The sequence below is a fragment of the Nonomuraea pusilla genome, from assembly GCF_900109355.1.
Taxonomy (GTDB): domain Bacteria; phylum Actinomycetota; class Actinomycetes; order Streptosporangiales; family Streptosporangiaceae; genus Nonomuraea; species Nonomuraea pusilla.
This window is the reverse complement of record NZ_FOBF01000017.1, coordinates 74,174-90,331: the sequence shown is the minus strand read 5'-3', so window position 1 is coordinate 90,331 and position 16,158 is coordinate 74,174. Positions and strand designations below refer to the sequence as shown.

General features: G+C 71.4%; 18 protein-coding genes, 1 other RNA gene and 1 pseudogene. 7 read left to right on the top strand and 13 right to left on the bottom strand.

Going from position 1 to position 16,158, the window contains the following annotated elements:
* Nucleotides 1–58: 58 nt before the first annotated feature.
* Entirely contained in the window at nt 59–1,075 is a 1,017-nt protein-coding gene (locus BMX74_RS30030) for a DUF8094 domain-containing protein (protein WP_143078810.1), read from the bottom strand.
* 47 nt (nt 1,076–1,122) lie between these two features.
* Between BMX74_RS30030 and prfB the strand changes: the two genes are divergently transcribed.
* Nucleotides 1,123–2,238 carry a peptide chain release factor 2 gene (prfB, locus tag BMX74_RS30025; protein WP_055506698.1) on the top strand — a complete coding sequence of 372 codons (1,116 nt, stop codon included), beginning with the start codon at nt 1,123–1,125 and terminating at the stop codon, nt 2,236–2,238.
* A 34-nt stretch (nt 2,239–2,272) separates the two neighbouring features.
* Here prfB and BMX74_RS30020 read toward each other — a convergent pair whose 3' ends face one another.
* The gene (locus BMX74_RS30020) at nt 2,273–2,464 is read right to left on the bottom strand and encodes a hypothetical protein (protein WP_055506699.1); all 192 of its coding nucleotides are present in this window, start codon (nt 2,462–2,464) and stop codon (nt 2,273–2,275) included.
* 204 nt (nt 2,465–2,668) lie between these two features.
* Here BMX74_RS30020 and ftsE point away from each other — a divergent pair, with 204 nt between their 5' ends.
* The 5 genes from ftsE to ssrA all read left to right on the top strand — a co-directional run bounded on the left by ftsE (nt 2,669) and on the right by ssrA (nt 7,322).
* Nucleotides 2,669–3,358: a cell division ATP-binding protein FtsE gene (gene ftsE, locus BMX74_RS30015; RefSeq protein WP_020541427.1), complete on the top strand. Its 690-nt coding sequence runs from the start codon at nt 2,669–2,671 to the stop codon at nt 3,356–3,358.
* Between the two features lie 20 nt (nt 3,359–3,378).
* On the top strand, nt 3,379–4,284 hold the full coding sequence (ftsX, locus tag BMX74_RS30010) for a permease-like cell division protein FtsX (RefSeq protein WP_055506700.1): 906 nt from the start codon (nt 3,379–3,381) through the stop codon (nt 4,282–4,284).
* A 23-nt stretch (nt 4,285–4,307) separates the two neighbouring features.
* Nucleotides 4,308–4,775 carry an SsrA-binding protein SmpB gene (gene smpB / locus BMX74_RS30005; protein WP_055506701.1) on the top strand — a complete coding sequence of 156 codons (468 nt, stop codon included), beginning with the start codon at nt 4,308–4,310 and terminating at the stop codon, nt 4,773–4,775.
* Complete coding sequence (locus BMX74_RS30000; RefSeq protein WP_091104030.1) at nt 4,772–6,625, top strand: penicillin-binding transpeptidase domain-containing protein; 1,854 nt, start codon at nt 4,772–4,774, stop codon at nt 6,623–6,625. Before smpB ends, BMX74_RS30000 begins: the two co-directional genes overlap by 4 nt.
* A gap of 313 nt (nt 6,626–6,938) precedes the next feature.
* Nucleotides 6,939–7,322, top strand: a transfer-messenger RNA (tmRNA) gene (gene ssrA / locus BMX74_RS29995).
* A gap of 88 nt (nt 7,323–7,410) precedes the next feature.
* Here ssrA and BMX74_RS29990 read toward each other — a convergent pair.
* Complete coding sequence (locus BMX74_RS29990) at nt 7,411–10,251, bottom strand: SpoIIE family protein phosphatase (RefSeq protein ID WP_201784719.1); 2,841 nt, start codon at nt 10,249–10,251, stop codon at nt 7,411–7,413.
* A 312-nt stretch (nt 10,252–10,563) separates the two neighbouring features.
* On the opposite strand from BMX74_RS29990, the gene BMX74_RS29985 reads away from it, so the two are divergent.
* Nucleotides 10,564–11,409: a trypsin-like serine protease gene (locus BMX74_RS29985; RefSeq protein WP_055506703.1), complete on the top strand. Its 846-nt coding sequence runs from the start codon at nt 10,564–10,566 to the stop codon at nt 11,407–11,409.
* A gap of 15 nt (nt 11,410–11,424) precedes the next feature.
* On the opposite strand, the gene BMX74_RS29980 is transcribed toward BMX74_RS29985, so the two are convergent.
* The 10 genes and pseudogenes from BMX74_RS29980 to BMX74_RS44420 form a co-directional block, all read right to left on the bottom strand.
* The gene (locus tag BMX74_RS29980; protein WP_091104028.1) at nt 11,425–12,048 is read right to left on the bottom strand and encodes a cadmium resistance transporter; all 624 of its coding nucleotides are present in this window, start codon (nt 12,046–12,048) and stop codon (nt 11,425–11,427) included.
* A 52-nt stretch (nt 12,049–12,100) separates the two neighbouring features.
* Nucleotides 12,101–12,535, bottom strand: coding sequence for a gas vesicle protein K (locus BMX74_RS29975; protein ID WP_236715015.1), 435 nt, complete (start codon nt 12,533–12,535; stop codon nt 12,101–12,103).
* Nucleotides 12,528–12,728 carry a gas vesicle protein gene (locus tag BMX74_RS29970; protein WP_055506705.1) on the bottom strand — a complete coding sequence of 67 codons (201 nt, stop codon included), beginning with the start codon at nt 12,726–12,728 and terminating at the stop codon, nt 12,528–12,530. The genes BMX74_RS29975 and BMX74_RS29970 overlap by 8 nt, the downstream gene beginning before the upstream one ends.
* On the bottom strand, nt 12,725–13,504 hold the full coding sequence (locus tag BMX74_RS29965; RefSeq protein WP_091104027.1) for a GvpL/GvpF family gas vesicle protein: 780 nt from the start codon (nt 13,502–13,504) through the stop codon (nt 12,725–12,727). Before BMX74_RS29965 ends, BMX74_RS29970 begins: the two co-directional genes overlap by 4 nt.
* Nucleotides 13,494–14,000: a gas vesicle protein GvpJ gene (gvpJ, locus tag BMX74_RS29960; RefSeq protein WP_256257342.1), complete on the bottom strand. Its 507-nt coding sequence runs from the start codon at nt 13,998–14,000 to the stop codon at nt 13,494–13,496. The genes BMX74_RS29965 and gvpJ (BMX74_RS29960) overlap by 11 nt, the downstream gene beginning before the upstream one ends.
* Entirely contained in the window at nt 13,997–14,407 is a 411-nt protein-coding gene (locus BMX74_RS29955) for a gas vesicle protein GvpO (protein ID WP_236715016.1), read from the bottom strand. The genes gvpJ (BMX74_RS29960) and BMX74_RS29955 overlap by 4 nt, the downstream gene beginning before the upstream one ends.
* Nucleotides 14,408–14,454: 47 nt before the next feature.
* Nucleotides 14,455–14,685, bottom strand: coding sequence for a gas vesicle protein GvpG (locus BMX74_RS29950; protein ID WP_055506707.1), 231 nt, complete (start codon nt 14,683–14,685; stop codon nt 14,455–14,457).
* On the bottom strand, nt 14,685–15,500 hold the full coding sequence (locus tag BMX74_RS29945; RefSeq protein ID WP_055506708.1) for a GvpL/GvpF family gas vesicle protein: 816 nt from the start codon (nt 15,498–15,500) through the stop codon (nt 14,685–14,687). The genes BMX74_RS29950 and BMX74_RS29945 overlap by 1 nt, the downstream gene beginning before the upstream one ends.
* A gap of 1 nt (nt 15,501) precedes the next feature.
* Nucleotides 15,502–15,909, bottom strand: a complete 408-nt coding sequence (gene gvpJ, locus BMX74_RS29940) for a gas vesicle protein GvpJ (RefSeq protein WP_055506709.1) — start codon at nt 15,907–15,909, stop codon at nt 15,502–15,504.
* Between the two features lie 48 nt (nt 15,910–15,957).
* A pseudogene (locus BMX74_RS44420) lies at nt 15,958–16,158 on the bottom strand (hypothetical protein); the annotation flags it as partial.

Here is a 16,158-nt window from a genome sequence, read left to right as displayed (position 1 = left end):
TGAAGGACCCCGCCCCTGACGGCGGGTGCCCTCCGGACGCCGGGCGCGCCGGGGGCGGTTACTGGCCGCTGGCGCGGGTCAGGGCGCCGTCGTGGGCGATGACCGCGGCGGGGCTCGGCGACGACAGCGGCGGCACCGCGGTGGCGTACTGGTGGGTCTCCACCAGCCGCAGGGTGCGGCGCAGCACCGCCGACCTGATCGCCCACCTGGCGGCCTCCGGCACCGGGATGTAGTCGTCCTCGGCCGTCTTCGCCGTGGTCGTGGTCGTCCTCGACAGGGAGTACTGGATGAGCGCGCCGCCGTTCTCGGTGCGCAGCGCGTAGACGGGGTAGTTCTCGGGGCTGAAGATCGAGTCGTAGCTGAAGCCGTCCTTCTTCGCGCTGTCGCGAAGGGCCGCGATCTGCGTGGCCACCTCCGTGGTGTACGGGCCGGAGGCGATCAGCCCGGCCGCCACCCCGGACGAGCCGGTCTCGGCCACGGCGGCGTGCACGGGCCCCATGAACTGGGGGCTGATCGTGACGGTCTTGTCGTCGGGGGCGAGCGCCGTGGCGTAGCCGTCGCCGTCGAGCTTCACCTGCGGAGGCTCCTGGTCGGGCAGGAGCTCGGCGGCGGAGCTGAGCTGCCAGGAGCCGCCCTTCGCGAACGTCAGCAGCGTGGGCCGGCCGTCGCGGGTGACGAGCGCGGTGAACCACAGCGCGGTCTGGCCGGGCGCGAACCGCGGCACGAGGAGCATCGGCGTGCCCCAGGTGTGGCGGGGCGGCCGGTCGCCGGTGGACTGGTAGGCGGCGGCCACGATGGCGGCCTGGCCGTCGCGGACGAGCTCCACGGCCGACCTGAGCCTGCCGGGGACGTCGCTGTGCGTGCGCAGCAGGTCGTCGCTGAGCGTGATCTCGCGGAACACCCTGCCCGCCTCGGCCTTGGTCAGCGCGGGCTCTTCGGGAGAGGGCGTGGGCGTGCCGGTGACGGCGGCCGCGGCCTTCGTGGGCAGCGGCTGCACGGCGCTCGTGCAGCCGCTCGCCGCGGCCATCAGGCAGGCGGCGAGCGCCAGAACCCTCCGCGGACCGTATGCGCGCACCTCGCCATGTTATTCGTGCGCGCGCGGGTCGCGTACCCTAGGGAGACGTGGCAGGCATCGATCCGGCAGAAGAGATCAACGAGCTGTCGAACACGCTCCGGAGCATCCAGGACGTGCTCGACCTCGACGCAATGCGCAAGCAGATCCAGGAGCTGGAGGAGCAAGTCGCCGCGCCAGACCTGTGGGACGACCCCGACCAGGCCCAGAAGGTCACCAGCAAGCTCTCGCACCTGCAGGGCGAGCTCAACCGCGTCGACAACCTGGCGCGTCGGCTCGACGACCTCACCGTCCTGTACGAGCTGGCCGCCGAGGAGGCCGACGACGACACGCGCGCCGAGGCCGACAAGGAGCTGGCGTCGCTGAAGTCCGACGTCGGCGCGCTGGAGGTCCGCACGCTGCTGTCGGGCGAGTACGACGCCCGCGAGGCGCTGGTGACGATCAACTCGCAGGCGGGCGGCGTCGACGCGGCCGACTGGGCCGAGATGCTGCTGCGCATGTACCTCCGCTGGGCCGAGCGCAAGGGCTACCCCACGGAGGTCTACGAGACCTCCTACGCCGAGGAGGCCGGCATCAAGTCGGCCACGTTCACGGTGAAGGCGCCGTACGCCTACGGCACGCTCAGGGGCGAGCACGGCACCCACCGCCTGGTGCGCATCAGCCCGTTCGACAACCAGGGCCGCCGCCAGACGTCGTTCGCGGGTGTGGACATCGTGCCCGTCGTTGAGCAGACCGACCACATCGACATCAACGAGGACGAGATCCGCGTCGACGTGTACCGGTCGTCCGGCCCCGGCGGCCAGGGCGTCAACACCACCGACTCCGCGGTGCGCATCACCCACCTGCCCAGCGGCATCGTGGTCTCCTGCCAGAACGAGCGTTCGCAGCTCCAGAACCGCGCCACCGCCATGGCGGTGCTGCAGGCCAAGCTGCTCGAGCGCAAGCGGCAGGAGGAGGCCGAGAAGATGTCGGAACTGCGCGGCGCCACCACCACGTCGTGGGGCACGCAGATCCGCAACTACGTGCTGCACCCGTACCAGATCGTGAAGGACCTGCGCACGGGCACCGAGGCGGGCAACCCGTCGGCCGTGCTCGACGGCGACCTCGACGGGTTCATCGAGTCGGAGATCCGCTGGATGCGCAGGCAGGAGTCGGAGTCGGTCTAGGTCGGCCGGGCCCGGCTGCCGCCCGGGGCCGCCGCTAGAGCCCGCTCAGGTGCTTCACCACCAGGGTGACGAAGAGCAGGGCGATGAGGAGCAGGGCGATGAGAGCGGGTGTCAGCCCGGCGAAGCCGTGGCTGTGCATCCGCTCGCGGTTGGCGCGGCAGACGGGGCACCGCCCCTCGACGACGGGGTGGGCGCAGCTCGCGCATACGAGGTGTTCACAACTCATGACAGCCCCAAGTCTAGCCGCGGAATCGTTTTGTTTCCGTTATGGACGTTCCATGCCAGTCTTCCCCCTAGACTGTCGTCTGGCCAATCGGAACGTCGATCATTGGTAAAGACGGCGTATCCCCGGTAGGCCAGCGGCGGGAAGTGGGCATGTGCCACCCTCGCTTCCGTCCTGACCCCTAGACTGGCATGCCGTGATGCTCTCGTGATCCATTTCGATAATGTCACCAAGGTCTACGCGAACCAGAACAGGCCCGCTCTCGACCACGTCTCGGTGGACGTGGACAAGGGCGAGTTCGTGTTCCTCGTCGGTCCCTCGGGATCAGGCAAGTCCACGTTCCTACGACTGGTGCTCAAGGAGGAGCGGCCCAACTCGGGCGCCATCCATGTCGCCGGCAAAGACCTCGCCCGCCTCTCCAACTTCAAGGTGCCGCACCTGCGCCGCCGCATCGGCTGCGTGTTCCAGGACTTCCGGCTCCTGCCGAACAAGAACGTCTACGAGAACGTGGCGTTCGCGCTCGAGGTCATCGGCAAGCCCAGGCGGTTCATCCGCAAGGTCGTGCCCGAGGTGATCGAGCTGGTGGGTCTCGAGGGCAAGGCGCACCGCATGCCCGACGAGCTGTCCGGCGGCGAGCAGCAGCGCGTCGCGATGGCGCGGGCCTTCGTCAACCGGCCGATGATCCTGCTGGCCGACGAGCCCACGGGCAACATCGACCCCGCGACGAGCATCGGCATCATGAAGGTGCTCGACCGCATCAACCGGACTGGCACCACGGTGGTCATGGCCACCCACGACGCCGCCATCGTCGACTCCATGCGCAAGCGCGTGGTCGAGCTGGAGGACGGCAAGATCGTCCGTGACCAGTCGCGTGGCGTGTACGGCCAGGCGTACTGACAGGGAGCTGCAGACAGAACATGCGGGCGAATTTCATCTTCTCCGAGGTCTGGATCGGCCTCCGCCGTAACTTGACCATGACCATCGCGGTCGTCATCACCGTGGCGGTCGGCATGGCGATGCTGGGCGTCGGCCTGATGATCAACGCCCAGGTCTCGCTGCTGAAGGGCTACTGGTACGACAGGGTCGAGATCAACGTCTTCCTCTGCAGCCAGGACACGGCGATTCAGGCCTGCGGCGGCAAGGCGGCCACGCCCGCGCAGATCAAGGCGCTGGAGGCCCAGATCAGAGGGCTTCCCGGCGTCAAGGAGGTCTACTTCGAGGACCAGGCGACGGCGTTCAAGAACTTCCAGGAGTCCGGCGCCAGCAAGACCCTGCTGGACGTCACCAAGGTCGAGGACATGCCGCAGTCGTTCCGCATCAAGCTGGTCGACCCCAACAACTACCAGCCTGTCATGCAGGCGATCCAGGGCCAGCGCGGCGTCGCCCAGGTGACGAACCAGAAGGAGCTCGTCGGCAAGTTCTTCGACATGCTGGACAAGATCAGTAACTTCGCGCTCGCCGTGGCGATCATCCTGGTGCTCGCGGCCGCCCTGCTGATCGGCAACACGGTCCGGCTCTCCGCGTTCAACCGGCGCCGCGAAACGGGCATCATGCGGCTGGTCGGCGCGTCGAACCTGTACATCCAGCTCCCGTTCGTCATGGAAGGCGTCATCGCCGGCCTGATCGGCGGCGTCTTCGCCGCGGTCATCCTGATCGCCACCAAGGTCATGCTCTTCGAGGAGCTGGCCGGCTACTTCGGCAGCGGAGGCGCCCAGCTCGGCTGGGACACGGTGGCGCAGGTCATCACGTTCACCATGATCATCGGTGTGGTGATCTGTGTGCTGGCCTCGTTCGTGACGCTCCGCCGCTACCTCAGGGTGTAGTGGAACGCCGGTAAAGTCGAAGCATGCCACGTGAGACCGGGCGGAAGGTCATCGCCCAGAACAAGCGTGCTCGGCACGACTACCACGTCGAGGACACCTTCGAGGCGGGTCTCGTGCTGCAGGGCACCGAGGTGAAGTCGCTACGCGAGGGCCGCGCCTCGCTCGTCGACGGCTACGCCACCATCGACGGGAACGAAGCGTGGCTGCTCAACGTCCACATCCCCGAGTACTCCCAGGGGACGTGGACCAACCACGCGGCGCGCCGCAAGCGCAAGCTGCTGCTGCACCGCAAGGAGATCGCCAAGCTCGCCGCCGAGACGAAGGAGGGCGGCCTGACGATCGTGCCGCTCTCCCTGTACTTCAAGGACGGCCGGGCCAAGGTCGAGATCGGCATCGCGCGAGGCAAGAAGGACTGGGACAAGCGGCAGTCGCTGGCGGAGGCGCAGGCCAAGCGGGAGATGGCCCGGGCGCTGCGGCACCGCAACCGATGAGCCGCGTCCGCCGCACCCTTGCCGCGACCGCCACCCTGGCGGTCGCGTGCGCGACGCTGACCGGCTGCTTCGAGGAGTCGTCGCCGCACGACGCGGTGCGCGACTTCCTCGTCGGCTGGCAGACCGAGGACTACGAGCTCGCCGCCGACCGCACCGACGGCGACCAGGCCGCGGTGCGCAAGGCGCTGTCCGACACCAAGCTGGAGCTCGACGCGGCCTCGTTCCGCTTCCGCATCACCAGCCTCGACGTCAGCGGCGAGGAGTCGAAGGCCGACTTCCACGCCGAGGTCGACCTGGGGGAGAACAACCCCCTCTGGGAGTACGACAGCGTGCTGCCGCTGCACCTCGTCGACGGCCGGTGGAAGGTGCGCTGGTCGCCGTCCGTGCTGCATCCGCAGCTCAAGGAGGGGCAGCGGTTCGCCGTCGAGACCAACCCGAACGGCCGCCAGCCCGTCCTCGACCGCACGGGCGAGTCACTGCAGAGCGACACCTATCTGTACGTGGCGGGGGTGGTGCCGTCGGCGGTGGGCGACCGGGCCGAGGAGGTCGTCAAGGAGCTGTCGGCCGTCACCGGCTACGCCCAGGACCGCCTGCTGAGCCGCATCAGGTCGTCGCCGCCCGACCGGTTCGTGCCGCTGGTCACGTTCGGCCGCTCCCGCTACCAGTCGATGAAGGCGAAGCTCGACGGGATCTCCGGCATCGAGACGCAGTCGCAGAAGCAGCCGGTCGATCCCGACGACCCCAAGCAGATCGTCGGCCGCGTCAGCGCGCTCACCCCCGAGACCGAGCAGAAGCTCGGCGGGCCCCAGCGGGCCGGCGACTCCGTCGGGCAGAGCGGGCTGCAGCGCGCCTACCAGGACTACCTGACGGGCTCCACCGAGACCAAGGTCATCACCCTCGACCTCAAGACCGGCAAGCAGGTCGCCGAGCTCAAGCAGTGGCCCGGCCGCAAGAACGTCTCCGTCAAGACCACGATCGACAGCCAGGTGCAGGCGGCGGCCGAGCAGGCGGTCAACGACACCCAGATCAGCGCCCTGGTCGCGGTCGACCGCTCGACCGGGGAGATCCGCGCGGTCAGCACGCGCGGGCTGCACCAGGAGAAGGACGCCCTGGCGGGCCGGTTCCCGGCGGGCACCGCCTTCTCCGTCGTGGCCGCCGACGCGCTGCTCAAGGCCGGGGTGAAGACCAACCAGCGGCTGGCGTGCCCGGCGGAGCGCACGGTGGGCGGCGCCAGGTTCGTCACCGGGCAGGCCGCCGCGCAGTCGGCCACCTTCCAGCAGAACTTCGCCAAGGGCTGCGTCACCGCGCTGGCCTCGCTCGCCCGCCGCGTCGACGCCGGGCAGCTCGCCAAGAGCGCGAAGGCGTTCGGCATCGGGCAGTCGTGGCGGCTGCCGCTGAAGTCGTTCAGCGGGACGCTGCCGGAGCTGTCCGGCGACGCCGACAAGGCCAGGGCCATCGCGGGGCAGACGGTCGAGGTGAGCCCGCTGTCGATGGCGCTGGTGGCCGCGGCGGTGGCGTCCGGCACCTGGCACCCGCCCGTGCTGGTCACCGAGCCCGCCTCGCCCGACCCGTCCGCGGAGGTCGCCCAGGTCCAGCAGCCCGACCCGGTGCCGCTCGACCCGCAGGTGCGTACGGCGCTGACGGCGATGATGCGCGCGGGGGCCGCGGGCACGCCCGCCCAGGCCGGCACCGGCAAGGTGTACGGCGTGCGGGCCACGGCGGGCACCCAGGACAAGCCGATGACGTGGTTCGTCGGCTGGCAGGGCGATCTGGCCGTCGCCGTGCTGGCGCGGAACTACGACGCGGCGGCCGTGGCGGGCGGCTTCTTCGGGGCGCTGCACGCTCGGTGAAAAAGTCGTGACGCGGAGCAACCATCGAGGGGGCCGGTCGCGTCTTACTCAATGACTGGGCCCGCTCGGGGGGTTGCGGACCCGGTCGCCGTGATGAGACAGGACTTCATCTCGGGGGAAGTCCTGCCGTCCGGACCGGCTCGACCCTGCCGGTCGACCCCCGGGAACGTACGCAGTAGTGCCGCGTTCCCGGGGGTTTCGGCATGCCTGGGCAGCTCACCGTCCCCGCAGGGAATCAAGTTGGCATCAGGGGCGTTGAGAGATGTAGATTCTGTGTTGCTCCTCTCTCCGGAGAGGTGTTGACAACTGCACAGGGGGTGACTGGCTTCGACTTTGGCCTTGCAAGCCAGGTGAAGCGGGCCGAGGACTGCGGACATAACCTCGTTAATCCTGTGACCGCGAACAATAAGTGCCAATAAGAAGCACGCTGAGGTGGGCCAGGACTCCCTGGCCCTCGCTGCCTAAGTAGCGAAACCTCTGTCAGCCCGGGAGTGCCTTCGGCCCGGTGTCTGGCATCGCTAGAAGGCTCAACCGATCGACCCGGCCACGGGGGAGATCGGGAAATCAAACAGTGGCTGAGCCCGTCGGCGACTCGCCTGCGTGATCGCCGGGGCTGAGAAAAGCACAGCAGGCTGCGCCCGGAGAAGCCCTGACTTGGGGTTGAAGGACGCGGGTTCGATTCCCGCCACCTCCACAGACGACGAGACCGTCTCCTGGCCGCGGAGTTCCGCGGGCAGGGGGCGGTTTTCGCGTTCCAGGGGGAAGGACGCTTCCGGCGGGCGGGGTCAGGCGGCGGCGTGGAGGGTGGCGGGGGCGGCCGCGTCCAGGGGCTGCTCCGCCCAGATGCACTTGCCCTCCGAGGTGTAGCGGGTGCCCCACCGCTGCGACAGGGCCGCGACGAGCTGGAGCCCCCGCCCGCCCTCGTCGGTCTCCGACGCCCGGCGGATGCGCGGCGTGGTGAGGCTGCCGTCGTACACCTCGCAGATGAGCGAGCGGCTGCGCAGCAGGCGCAGCAGGATGGGGCCCTTCGCGTGGCGCACCACGTTCCCGATCAGCTCGCTGGCCACCAGCTCGGTGGTCATGGCGAGGTCGTCCAGCCCCCAGGCCGAGAGCTGCTCGCGTACGTGCTTCCTGGCCAGGCCGGCGGCGCGCGGGTCCTCGGGCAGGTGCCAGGCCGCCATGTCGCGCGGGTCGTACGCGTGGACGCGGGCGATCAGCAGCGCGGCGTCGTCGGCGGTCGGCAGGTCCACGGGGAGCAGGGTGCCGGTGACGGCGTCGCACAGGAACTCCAGCTCGGCCTCGCCCGCGTGGCCGTCGATCCGGCGCCAGCCGTCCTTGAGGATGGCGGCGAGCCGGGCGGTGCCGCTGTCCATGTCGCTCTCGGCCGACTCGACCAGGCCGTCGGTGTACAGCACGAGCAGCGCCTCCTCCGGCAGCGGCACGTCCACCGTCTCGAACGGCGGCTGGGCGGCGCCGAGCGGCGGGTTGGCCGGCAGGTGGGGGAAGGTGATGCCGCCGTCGGGGTGGAGGACGGCGGGCGGGGGATGCCCGGCCCCGGCGAGCGTGCACACGCGGGTGGTCGGGTCGTAGAGGGCGTACAGGCAGGTGGCGTACCAGTCGTCGCCCAGCTTGCTCACGAGGTCGTTGAGGTGGAAGAGGATCTCCTCCGGCGGGAGTTCGAGGTCGGCGAGGGTGTGCACGGCCGTGCGCAGGCGTCCCATGGTGACGGCCTCGGGCACCCCGTGGCCCATCACGTCGCCGATGACGAGCGCGACCCGGTCGGACGACAGCGGGATGATGTCGTACCAGTCGCCGCCGACCTCCATCTCCGTCACGGCCGGCAGGTAGCGGGCGGCGGCGGTGACGGCGGGCAGCGAGGGCAGCTCGCGGGGGAGCAGTTCGCGCTGCAGCATCTGGGCGCGGGCGTGCTCCGCCTCGTACAGCCTGGCGCGTTCCAGCGCGTGGGCCAGCAGGCCGCTGACCGCGTTGAGCAGGGTGGACTCCTCGTCGGTGAAGCGCCGCGGCCGGGGGAAGCCGAGGATGCAGCACCCGATCCGGTGGTCGGGGGCGAGCAGGGGCAGGATGGCCCAGGCCTGCTTGCCGCTCGCGGCGAGGATGTCGGCCATGCCGGGGAACAGCCGCAGGTACTCCTCGGGCGAGCGGATGAAGACCGGGGCCCTGCTCTCCAGCGCCTGGCTGACGGGCGGGATGGTCGCCGGGTCCTCCGCCTGCACGCAGTCGATGCAGGCCTGCGAGTAGCCCACGGAGCCGATGGAGATGAGGCGGTCGTTCTCGATCCGGTAGACGATCAAGCCGGTCGCGTCGAACAGCGACGACAGCCGGTCGGCGGTGACGTTCACGACGTCACGGATCGTGACCGCGGAGGCCAGCTTGCCGGTGAGCTCGCCGATGCGGGTGGCCCGTTCGGCGGCGGCGCGGGCGGCGGCGGCCTGCTCGGCCTCCCCGGCCCGCTTCTCTGTGACGTCGGTGATGAACACGGCGACGCCCTCGGGCACCGGGACCAGCCGGACGTGGTAGCAGCGGCCGGCTTCGCTCTGCTGGATGTCGAAGTCGGCGGGCTGCCCGTCGTCGGCGGCCCGGCGGCAGCGGCGCTCCAGCCCGGGGGCCGTGACCGTGGGCAGCTCCCACAGGACGCGGCCCAGCGGGTGGTGCTCGGGGCCGATGAGCCGTTCCGCCTCCAGGTTGAGGAAGGTGATCCGGCCGTCGTGGTCGAGGGCGACGAAGCCGTCGCTCATGTGCCACAGGGCGCGGCCGACCCGGTCGAGGGCGACGCGGGCCTGCGTGGTGTCCCAGAGGGTGCCGACGAGGTGGGCGGCCTCGCCCTGCTCGTCGAGCAGGACGCGGCCGCGCGCCTGCACCCAGCGGATCCCGCCGTTCGCGGGGCAGATGCGGTACTCGGCGTTGAACACGCCCTTGCGGCGGATGCTCTCGTCGAGCGCGGCGAGGACCCAGGGCAGGTCCTCGTGGTAGACCATCCCGGCCCAGGTCTCGACCCGGCCGTCGTAGTCGTCGGGCTCGACGCCGAAGATGCGTACGGCCGCGTCGCTGCAGAGGAGGTCGCCGGTGCGGATGTCCCATTCCCAGGTGCCGACCATGATGGTGTTGAGCGCCTGCTGGAGCTGGGCGCCCGACAGCGCCGGGCTCGCACCGCGGGCGACCACGGCCGGCGGTTGCGGGGCGGCACGCAGACGGGCCGCCGCCCACCGGGCCGCCGCCTGGAGGAACGCCTTCTCGGCGGCCGTCGGCTCGGTGGGGGAGGCGGTCAGGACGGAGAGCACGCCGATCGGGCCGTCGGGGCCGGGCAGCGGGGCGGACGCCAGGCCGGCGTCGCCGGGGTAGGGGGGTGAGCCGCGGCCGCAGCCCGGGTACGACCAGGCGAAGGCGTCGTGGAGCACGGCGCGGGCGGGCGCCGACGCCGTGTCCAGCTTGACGTTCTCCCATGCCTGGGTGAAGGTCCTGGACAGGCCGGTGGAGACGACGAGGTGGAGCGTGCGGCCGCCGGCGGGGCCGGTCAGGTGGGCCATGCCGCCCAGCCCGCCGAGTTCGGCGACGGCATGGTGCAGCGCGACGCGCAGCGCCTCGGTCGCCGTCAGTTTCTCGTCCATGCCTTCGAGCGCCCGCAGCCGTTCCGCCGCCGGACGCTTGGTAGGTCCCTGCCTGTCTGGCCTGTGGTCGTCCACACGCATTACCCGCCCATCGGCCTCCGTGGGCTCGCTCTAACTGTCTATATTTGCCATATATGCCCCAGTTATTCCACATTTGACCGGATTGGCGGGGGTTGTTCCGGTGTGGACGGAGCCGGCGGCGCCCCGGGCGCCCCCGGAGCGGGGATTGGCAGGAAACTCTCAGCCGGCGGCCGTTGATTCGTGCATTCCTTCCATGGAAGAACACGAGCGACAGAAAGGACGCATCTCGACATGCGATCATTTGCTCGTGCGGCCGCGGCGTTAGTCGCCTCGGCGCTCACCCTGCTCACCGTCGCCGCGCCCGCCCAGGCCATCACCGGCGGCGAACCCGACGGCGAGCGGCACCCCAACGTCGGACTCATCCTCTTCTACCAGCCGGACGGGCGTTTCCGCTGCTCGGCGACGCTGGTCACCCCCACCGTGCTCGTCACCGCCGCCCACTGCACGGCCGGGACGGTCGGCAAGACGCTCGTGACGTTCACGTCCGTCATCGCCGAGGAGCCGCCCGCGCCGTTCCCCGTCGCCGCCGACCCGGCCAAGGGCTACACGGCCGCCGAGATCGCCGCCGCGGGCGCGCTGTCCGGCACGGCGCACACGCACCCGCAGTACTCCGACTTCACCGACACCGACAACTGGAACGACGTCGGCGTCGTCGTCCTCGACAAGCCGGTCTCCGGCATCGCGCCCGCGCAGGTCGCGCCCTCCCGCTTCCTCGACGCGTACCGGCCCCCGGCGCTGAGCAAGACCCTCTTCGACTTCGTCGGGTACGGCACCGAGGTGCGCAAGCCCCTCACCGGCCCGCAGAAGCCGCAGCCGATGAGCTACCCGCTGATGCGCCGCTACACCACGCAGCCCGGCCAGAAGCTCACCGAGCAGATCCTGCAGGCCAACGGCAACTACCACGACACCCGCGGCGGCGGAGGCACCTGCTTCGGCGACTCCGGCGGCCCGGTGTTCCTGGAGGGCTACCTCGTGGCCGTCACCAGCTACGGCTACACCGACAACTGCCGTTACCTCGGCGGCTACCAGCGCATCGACATCCCCGTCGTGCAGGACTGGCTGGCCGGCCACCTGTAGGCCGCGCCGACGCGCTCAGCCGGTGAGGCCCTCCACGAGGATGAGCAGCCCGATCGCGATCAGGACGACCGGGAACACCACGTGCCCCCACCGGCTGAGCGCCCGCGCCACGACGGGCCGCGTGGCCAGGAAGGCCCCCGCCAGGCACCACACGCCCACCAGGACGAGGAAGACCGAGGCGTACACGGTCGTCGCCCCGAGGCCCGCGGTGGCGAACACGGGGACGTAGACCCCCACGTTGTCGCCGCCGTTGGCGAAGGTGACGGCGGCGACCTCCAGCGTGCGCGGCCCGCCGTCGCGTGCCGCCTCCCCGGGGCCGTCCGAGGGGCCCGCGCCGTCGCGTGCCGCGCGGGCGGCGGGCCGGTCGCGCCAGGCCGCCCAGGCGGCCTTCAGCCCCAGGGCGAGCGGGAGCAGGCCGAGGTACGGCAGCACCGGCCCCGGCAGGAACGTGGCGCCGAACGCCGCCGCCACGGCCACCGCCAGGATCGCCGCGAACCCCAGGTACTGCCCGGCGACGACGCGCCGCCCGGCCCCGCGCCGCCCGGCGCCCCTGGCGAAGAACAGGGCGAGGACCACGAGGTCGTCGACGTTCGTGACCGCGAACAGACCGGCGGCCTGCCCGGCGATGCCCAGGTTCACGGGGGACGGTCCTCTCCTCGGGGGACGGCGCCCCGCCACTGTACGGGAGCGGTCAGTCCTCCGGCAGAAGGGTGCCGAGCGGGCCCAGGTCGAGGTTCAGGTCGGAGGGCGACAGGTCGAACCGCTCGCACAGCTCGTCCATGGCCTCCTCCAGCCGCATCAGGGTCAGGCCGAGCTGCTCGACCTGCTCGTCCGTCAGGTTGCCCTGTTCCATGCGCCGTACGGACTGGCGCTCCACGAGCTGGCGTACCAGCTCGACCAGGGTGAGGACGAGGCGGGACAGGTCGCGCTGCACGGCCTCCGCGTCGGTGTCGATGCGCAGGCGCGGCTTGCGGGCCTGCCGCCCGTGCTCGGGCCGCTCGGTGGAGTCCGCGGGCTCGGCGAGTTCCGCGGGTTCGGCGGACATGGCGGGCCCGGCGGGGCGGTCGCCCTCGCGCCTGTGGCCGGGTTCCCCGCGCTCGCGGGCCGGCTCGTCCCGGTCAGTCATCGCGGATCGACGTGATCAGTGCGTGGATGGAGATGCGGACGAGGTCGATGTCCGCGATGGACAGCACGAGGTCGCCGCTCACCACGACCCCTCCGGCGAGCAGCCGGTCCAGCAGGTCCACCAGGGCCACCCGCTCGCTGGGCAGGCGGCCCTCGCGGGCGAGGAGGTCCCCGCGCGACTGCTCGAAGCTCACGGCGCGACCCCTTCGTCCAGCGTGGCGAACGAGTAGGGCGCCCACGGCCCGGTCAGCTCCAGCTCGCCGCCCTGCGCGCGCAGGTCGTCCACGGCGCGGGCGAACTCCTCCGCCCTGTCGTCGTCCACGAGGTAGGCGCCGTTGAGCACCATCCACTCCTTGCGTCCCGAGAGCTGGGGGTCCTGGGCGCGGTGGCGGCGGCTGGCGACCGCGATCGAGGCCAGCACGTCGTGGACGCGCTCGGCCCTGGCGGCGGCCCGCCGCCACGCCTCCTCGCGGCTGCGCAGGCCCGCCTGGCGCCTCTTCAGGTACGCCGCCCCCGGGCCCGTCGCCGCGCCGCCGCCCTGCTCGGCGGGCTCGGCCGCCTGGTCGTCCGGCTCGGCGTACACCTTCACGCCCCACTCCCTGCGGCCCGCGACGCGGGACAGCGCCTCGCCGAAGTCGTCGCCGCGCTCCTCCAGCAGGGCGAGGACCTGCTCGTCGCCGCTGTAGACCGTGACGAGCCGCACCGGGACGGCGGGGGACTCCGCCGCGACCGCCTCCACCACGTGGTGGTGCGCCCGCGCCGTGGCGTCGAGCCAGTCCAGGTCCTCCATCGAGCGGCTCAGCGGCTCCTCGCCGAACTCGTCCAGGGAGACCGTGCTGACGTACGCCACCAGCCCGGACGCGCGGACGGCGCGCACCGGCGTCCCCGCGACGCCCGTCAGTCCCTCCGGGACGGGCGTGCCGCTGTCGCCCGCCACCGCGTACAGGTACGTGCCGGCGTCAGCCGTCATGCCTCCTCCTCCCCTCTGCGCGCCTGCCCCTCTCGGGACGCCTGCGCACGGGTTCGGGTTCCGGTTCCTCGTCCTCGTAGCCCGGCGCGTCCTCGTAGTCCTCCTCGTAGTCCTCGTACTCCCGCGCGGGCTCGCGCTCCACCACGCGACCCTCGATCGGGCGGTCCGAGCGCCGGTCGCCCTCCAGCTCGGAGAGCCTCCTGCGCAGCCGGCGGTTCTCCTCCTCCAGGCCGCGGTCCTTGCCGCCCGTCAGCCACGGGTCGTGCTCCCACCAGTCGATGCCCATCTCGCGGGCGGTGTCGACCGAGGCGACGATCAGGCGCAGCTTGATCGTCAGGAGCTCGATGTCGAGGAGGTTCACCCGGATGTCGCCCGCGATGATCACACCCCGGTCGAGGACGCGTTCCAGGATGTCGCCCAGGTTCGTCGGCTCCCGCCCCCCGCCGCCGGAGGAGGACGGGTAGGCGCGGCCGACGGGACGTACCGGTTCCATCATCGGGTCGCCTCCCCCAGGTCTCCGCTGCCGCGGCGGTAGCGCTTCAGTCTCCGGTAGGAGACGAGGTCACCGCCCGCGTCCAGCTCGGCCTCGTAGAGCGCGAGGATGTCGCCCGAGGACGGGATGCGGCGGTCCTCCACCACCTCGACGTCCACGAGCCAGCCGTCGCCCTGCGGCTTGACGAGCGTGACGCCCTCGGCCTCTCTGGCGGTCAGTTCCGTGATGTGCCGCAGCCCTGCGCCGCCCGCCGTGGCCGCGTTCAGCCTGCGGCCGGCGGGCTCGGGCGGCTCCTGGGCCCTGTCGCGCCGGGGCGGCTCCTCCTCGGGTGGTTCCTCCTCGGGCAGCTCGTCGAACGGCTCGACGTTCTCCGGTGGGCGTTTCGCGCGTAGCCTTCGCTGGGCGGGCACGAGATCACCTCCCCCCACTCGCCGCGGCGCCGGTCAGAGCCGGCCGGTCATCCCTGTGACCCGGTCATCCTGGTGACGACCTGCTCCATCGCCTCGGCCGCCTCCTCCTCGGAGATGCGGCCCTCCTCCATCGCCCGCTCGATCTCCTCCAGCTCGCGCCGCACCGCCGTCGGGTCGTGCAGTTCCTGGTCCACCTGCTCCTGGATCAGCTCGCCGAGCCTGATCACCCCGCGCACCGGCAGGAGCGGCCAGGTGAACAGCGAGCTGATCAGGCCCATCAGCTCTCACCCGCCGACGGGGCGACGGTGAAGTCGTACGGCGCGAGCGGCCCCAGCAGGCGCAGCGCGACCCGGTCCGCCCAGCGCTCGGCCAGTTTGCCCAGGGCGGCCTCCAGGTCGCCCTGCCGGTCCGTCTCGATGAGCACCGCCAGGTGGACGGCGTCCAGTTCGTGGCTCGGGTCGCGCAGCGACGTGAGCGTGCAGATCGGCGTCACGGCTTCGATCACCGCCTGCGTGTCCGCGTCCCGCTTGGCGCTGATCGCCTGGTTGACGGTCTCGCCGATGCTGATGCGGGCGTCCCTGGTCACCTCCTCCGGCTGGTTCCTGATCTGTTCGCGCAGGTCGGCGAGCTCCGGGTGCTCGTGCATGATCTCGCGCAGCACCGTCTGCTCGACGTAGCGGCCCTTGATGACGTACTGCGCCTTGCCTTCGAGCTCCCGCAGCGCGGACAGGAAGTCGTCGTGGTGCGGCGCGAGCAGCTCGTCCACGACCGCCTCGGGGCCCGTCACCACCGCGCCGAAGCGGATCGGCAGCACCGGAACCTCCGCGGCCGTCGCGTCCAGCAGCCCCTCGTGCGCGACGAGGTCGTTCGGCGTGCCGAGCGGCCGGTCCAGCGACAGCTCGCTCACCAGTGCCGCGATCTCGCCGTGCCTGATCACGTCCACCTTGGCGGACTCGCCGCCCACGCCGCGCGCGTCGTCGGACACCTCGACGTCGGAAGGGACGATGCCGTACACGTACGTGCCGGTGCGGGCCGTGCCGCCCTGCTCGTCCCCTGACGCCTGCCGCGCGCCGGTGGCCTCGGACGTCGACATGTCAGTCCTCCCCCCTCCGCCGGCGGGGCGCCGGCTGCTCGGCCTCCTGGCCCGGCCGGCCGACGATGTCCTCCAGCTTGTCCGCGGCGGACTCCAGCACGCCCTGGATGACGTCCTTGCCCTTGCTCGCCACGGCTCCCTGCTTCATGTCGGACATGATCTCCGGGAGGCCCTTGCTCTGCTCGGCCAGGTCGAGCCGGTTCACCGCCTGGGCGAAGCGCAGGTACGTGTCCACGCTCGCCACCACGATCCGCGCGTCCACCGTCACCAGTTCGATGCCGACCAGCGAGACGCGCACGTACGCGTCGATGACGAGACCTTTGTCCAGGATCGTGTCGATCACGTCGGCCAGGCCGGACGCGGACGGGCGCTGCGCGATGCCGCCCCCGGCCGCCGGCTGCACAGTCATGTGATTCACTCCTCGTGCTGTCTCTCCGGGACGTCCGTGCGGGTCGCGTCACCGGCCGCGGGCCGGGGTCCCACGGCGTGCGGGAGCCTCCTCCTGACCCTCGGCGTGACGCCTGCGCACCGGGCGTCCGCCCTGCGCGCCCCTGGCCCGCTGCGACTGCGGCGTCGCGGCGGTCACCCTCCTGGCGCGCGGCTGCTCCTCGGGTTCCTCTTCCTCCTCCTCGTACTCCGCCTCGGGCTGCTCCTCCTC

Excerpts from the sequence above, each read along its gene's own strand:
- BMX74_RS30020 (WP_055506699.1), bottom strand. The coding sequence starts at position 2,464 with ATGAGTTGTGAACACCTCGTATGCGCGAGCTGCGCCCACCCCGTCGTC.
- ftsX (WP_055506700.1), top strand. The coding sequence starts at position 3,379 with ATGCGGGCGAATTTCATCTTCTCCGAGGTCTGGATCGGCCTCCGCCGT.
- smpB (WP_055506701.1), top strand. The coding sequence starts at position 4,308 with ATGCCACGTGAGACCGGGCGGAAGGTCATCGCCCAGAACAAGCGTGCT.
- BMX74_RS30000 (WP_091104030.1), top strand. The coding sequence starts at position 4,772 with ATGAGCCGCGTCCGCCGCACCCTTGCCGCGACCGCCACCCTGGCGGTC.
- BMX74_RS29990 (WP_201784719.1), bottom strand. The coding sequence starts at position 10,251 with ATGGACGAGAAACTGACGGCGACCGAGGCGCTGCGCGTCGCGCTGCAC.
- BMX74_RS29985 (WP_055506703.1), top strand. The coding sequence starts at position 10,564 with ATGCGATCATTTGCTCGTGCGGCCGCGGCGTTAGTCGCCTCGGCGCTC.
- BMX74_RS29975 (WP_236715015.1), bottom strand. The coding sequence starts at position 12,535 with ATGACTGACCGGGACGAGCCGGCCCGCGAGCGCGGGGAACCCGGCCAC.
- BMX74_RS29965 (WP_091104027.1), bottom strand. The coding sequence starts at position 13,504 with ATGACGGCTGACGCCGGCACGTACCTGTACGCGGTGGCGGGCGACAGC.
- gvpJ (WP_256257342.1), bottom strand. The coding sequence starts at position 14,000 with ATGATGGAACCGGTACGTCCCGTCGGCCGCGCCTACCCGTCCTCCTCC.
- BMX74_RS29950 (WP_055506707.1), bottom strand. The coding sequence starts at position 14,685 with ATGGGCCTGATCAGCTCGCTGTTCACCTGGCCGCTCCTGCCGGTGCGC.
- BMX74_RS29945 (WP_055506708.1), bottom strand. The coding sequence starts at position 15,500 with ATGTCGACGTCCGAGGCCACCGGCGCGCGGCAGGCGTCAGGGGACGAG.
- gvpJ (WP_055506709.1), bottom strand. The coding sequence starts at position 15,909 with ATGACTGTGCAGCCGGCGGCCGGGGGCGGCATCGCGCAGCGCCCGTCC.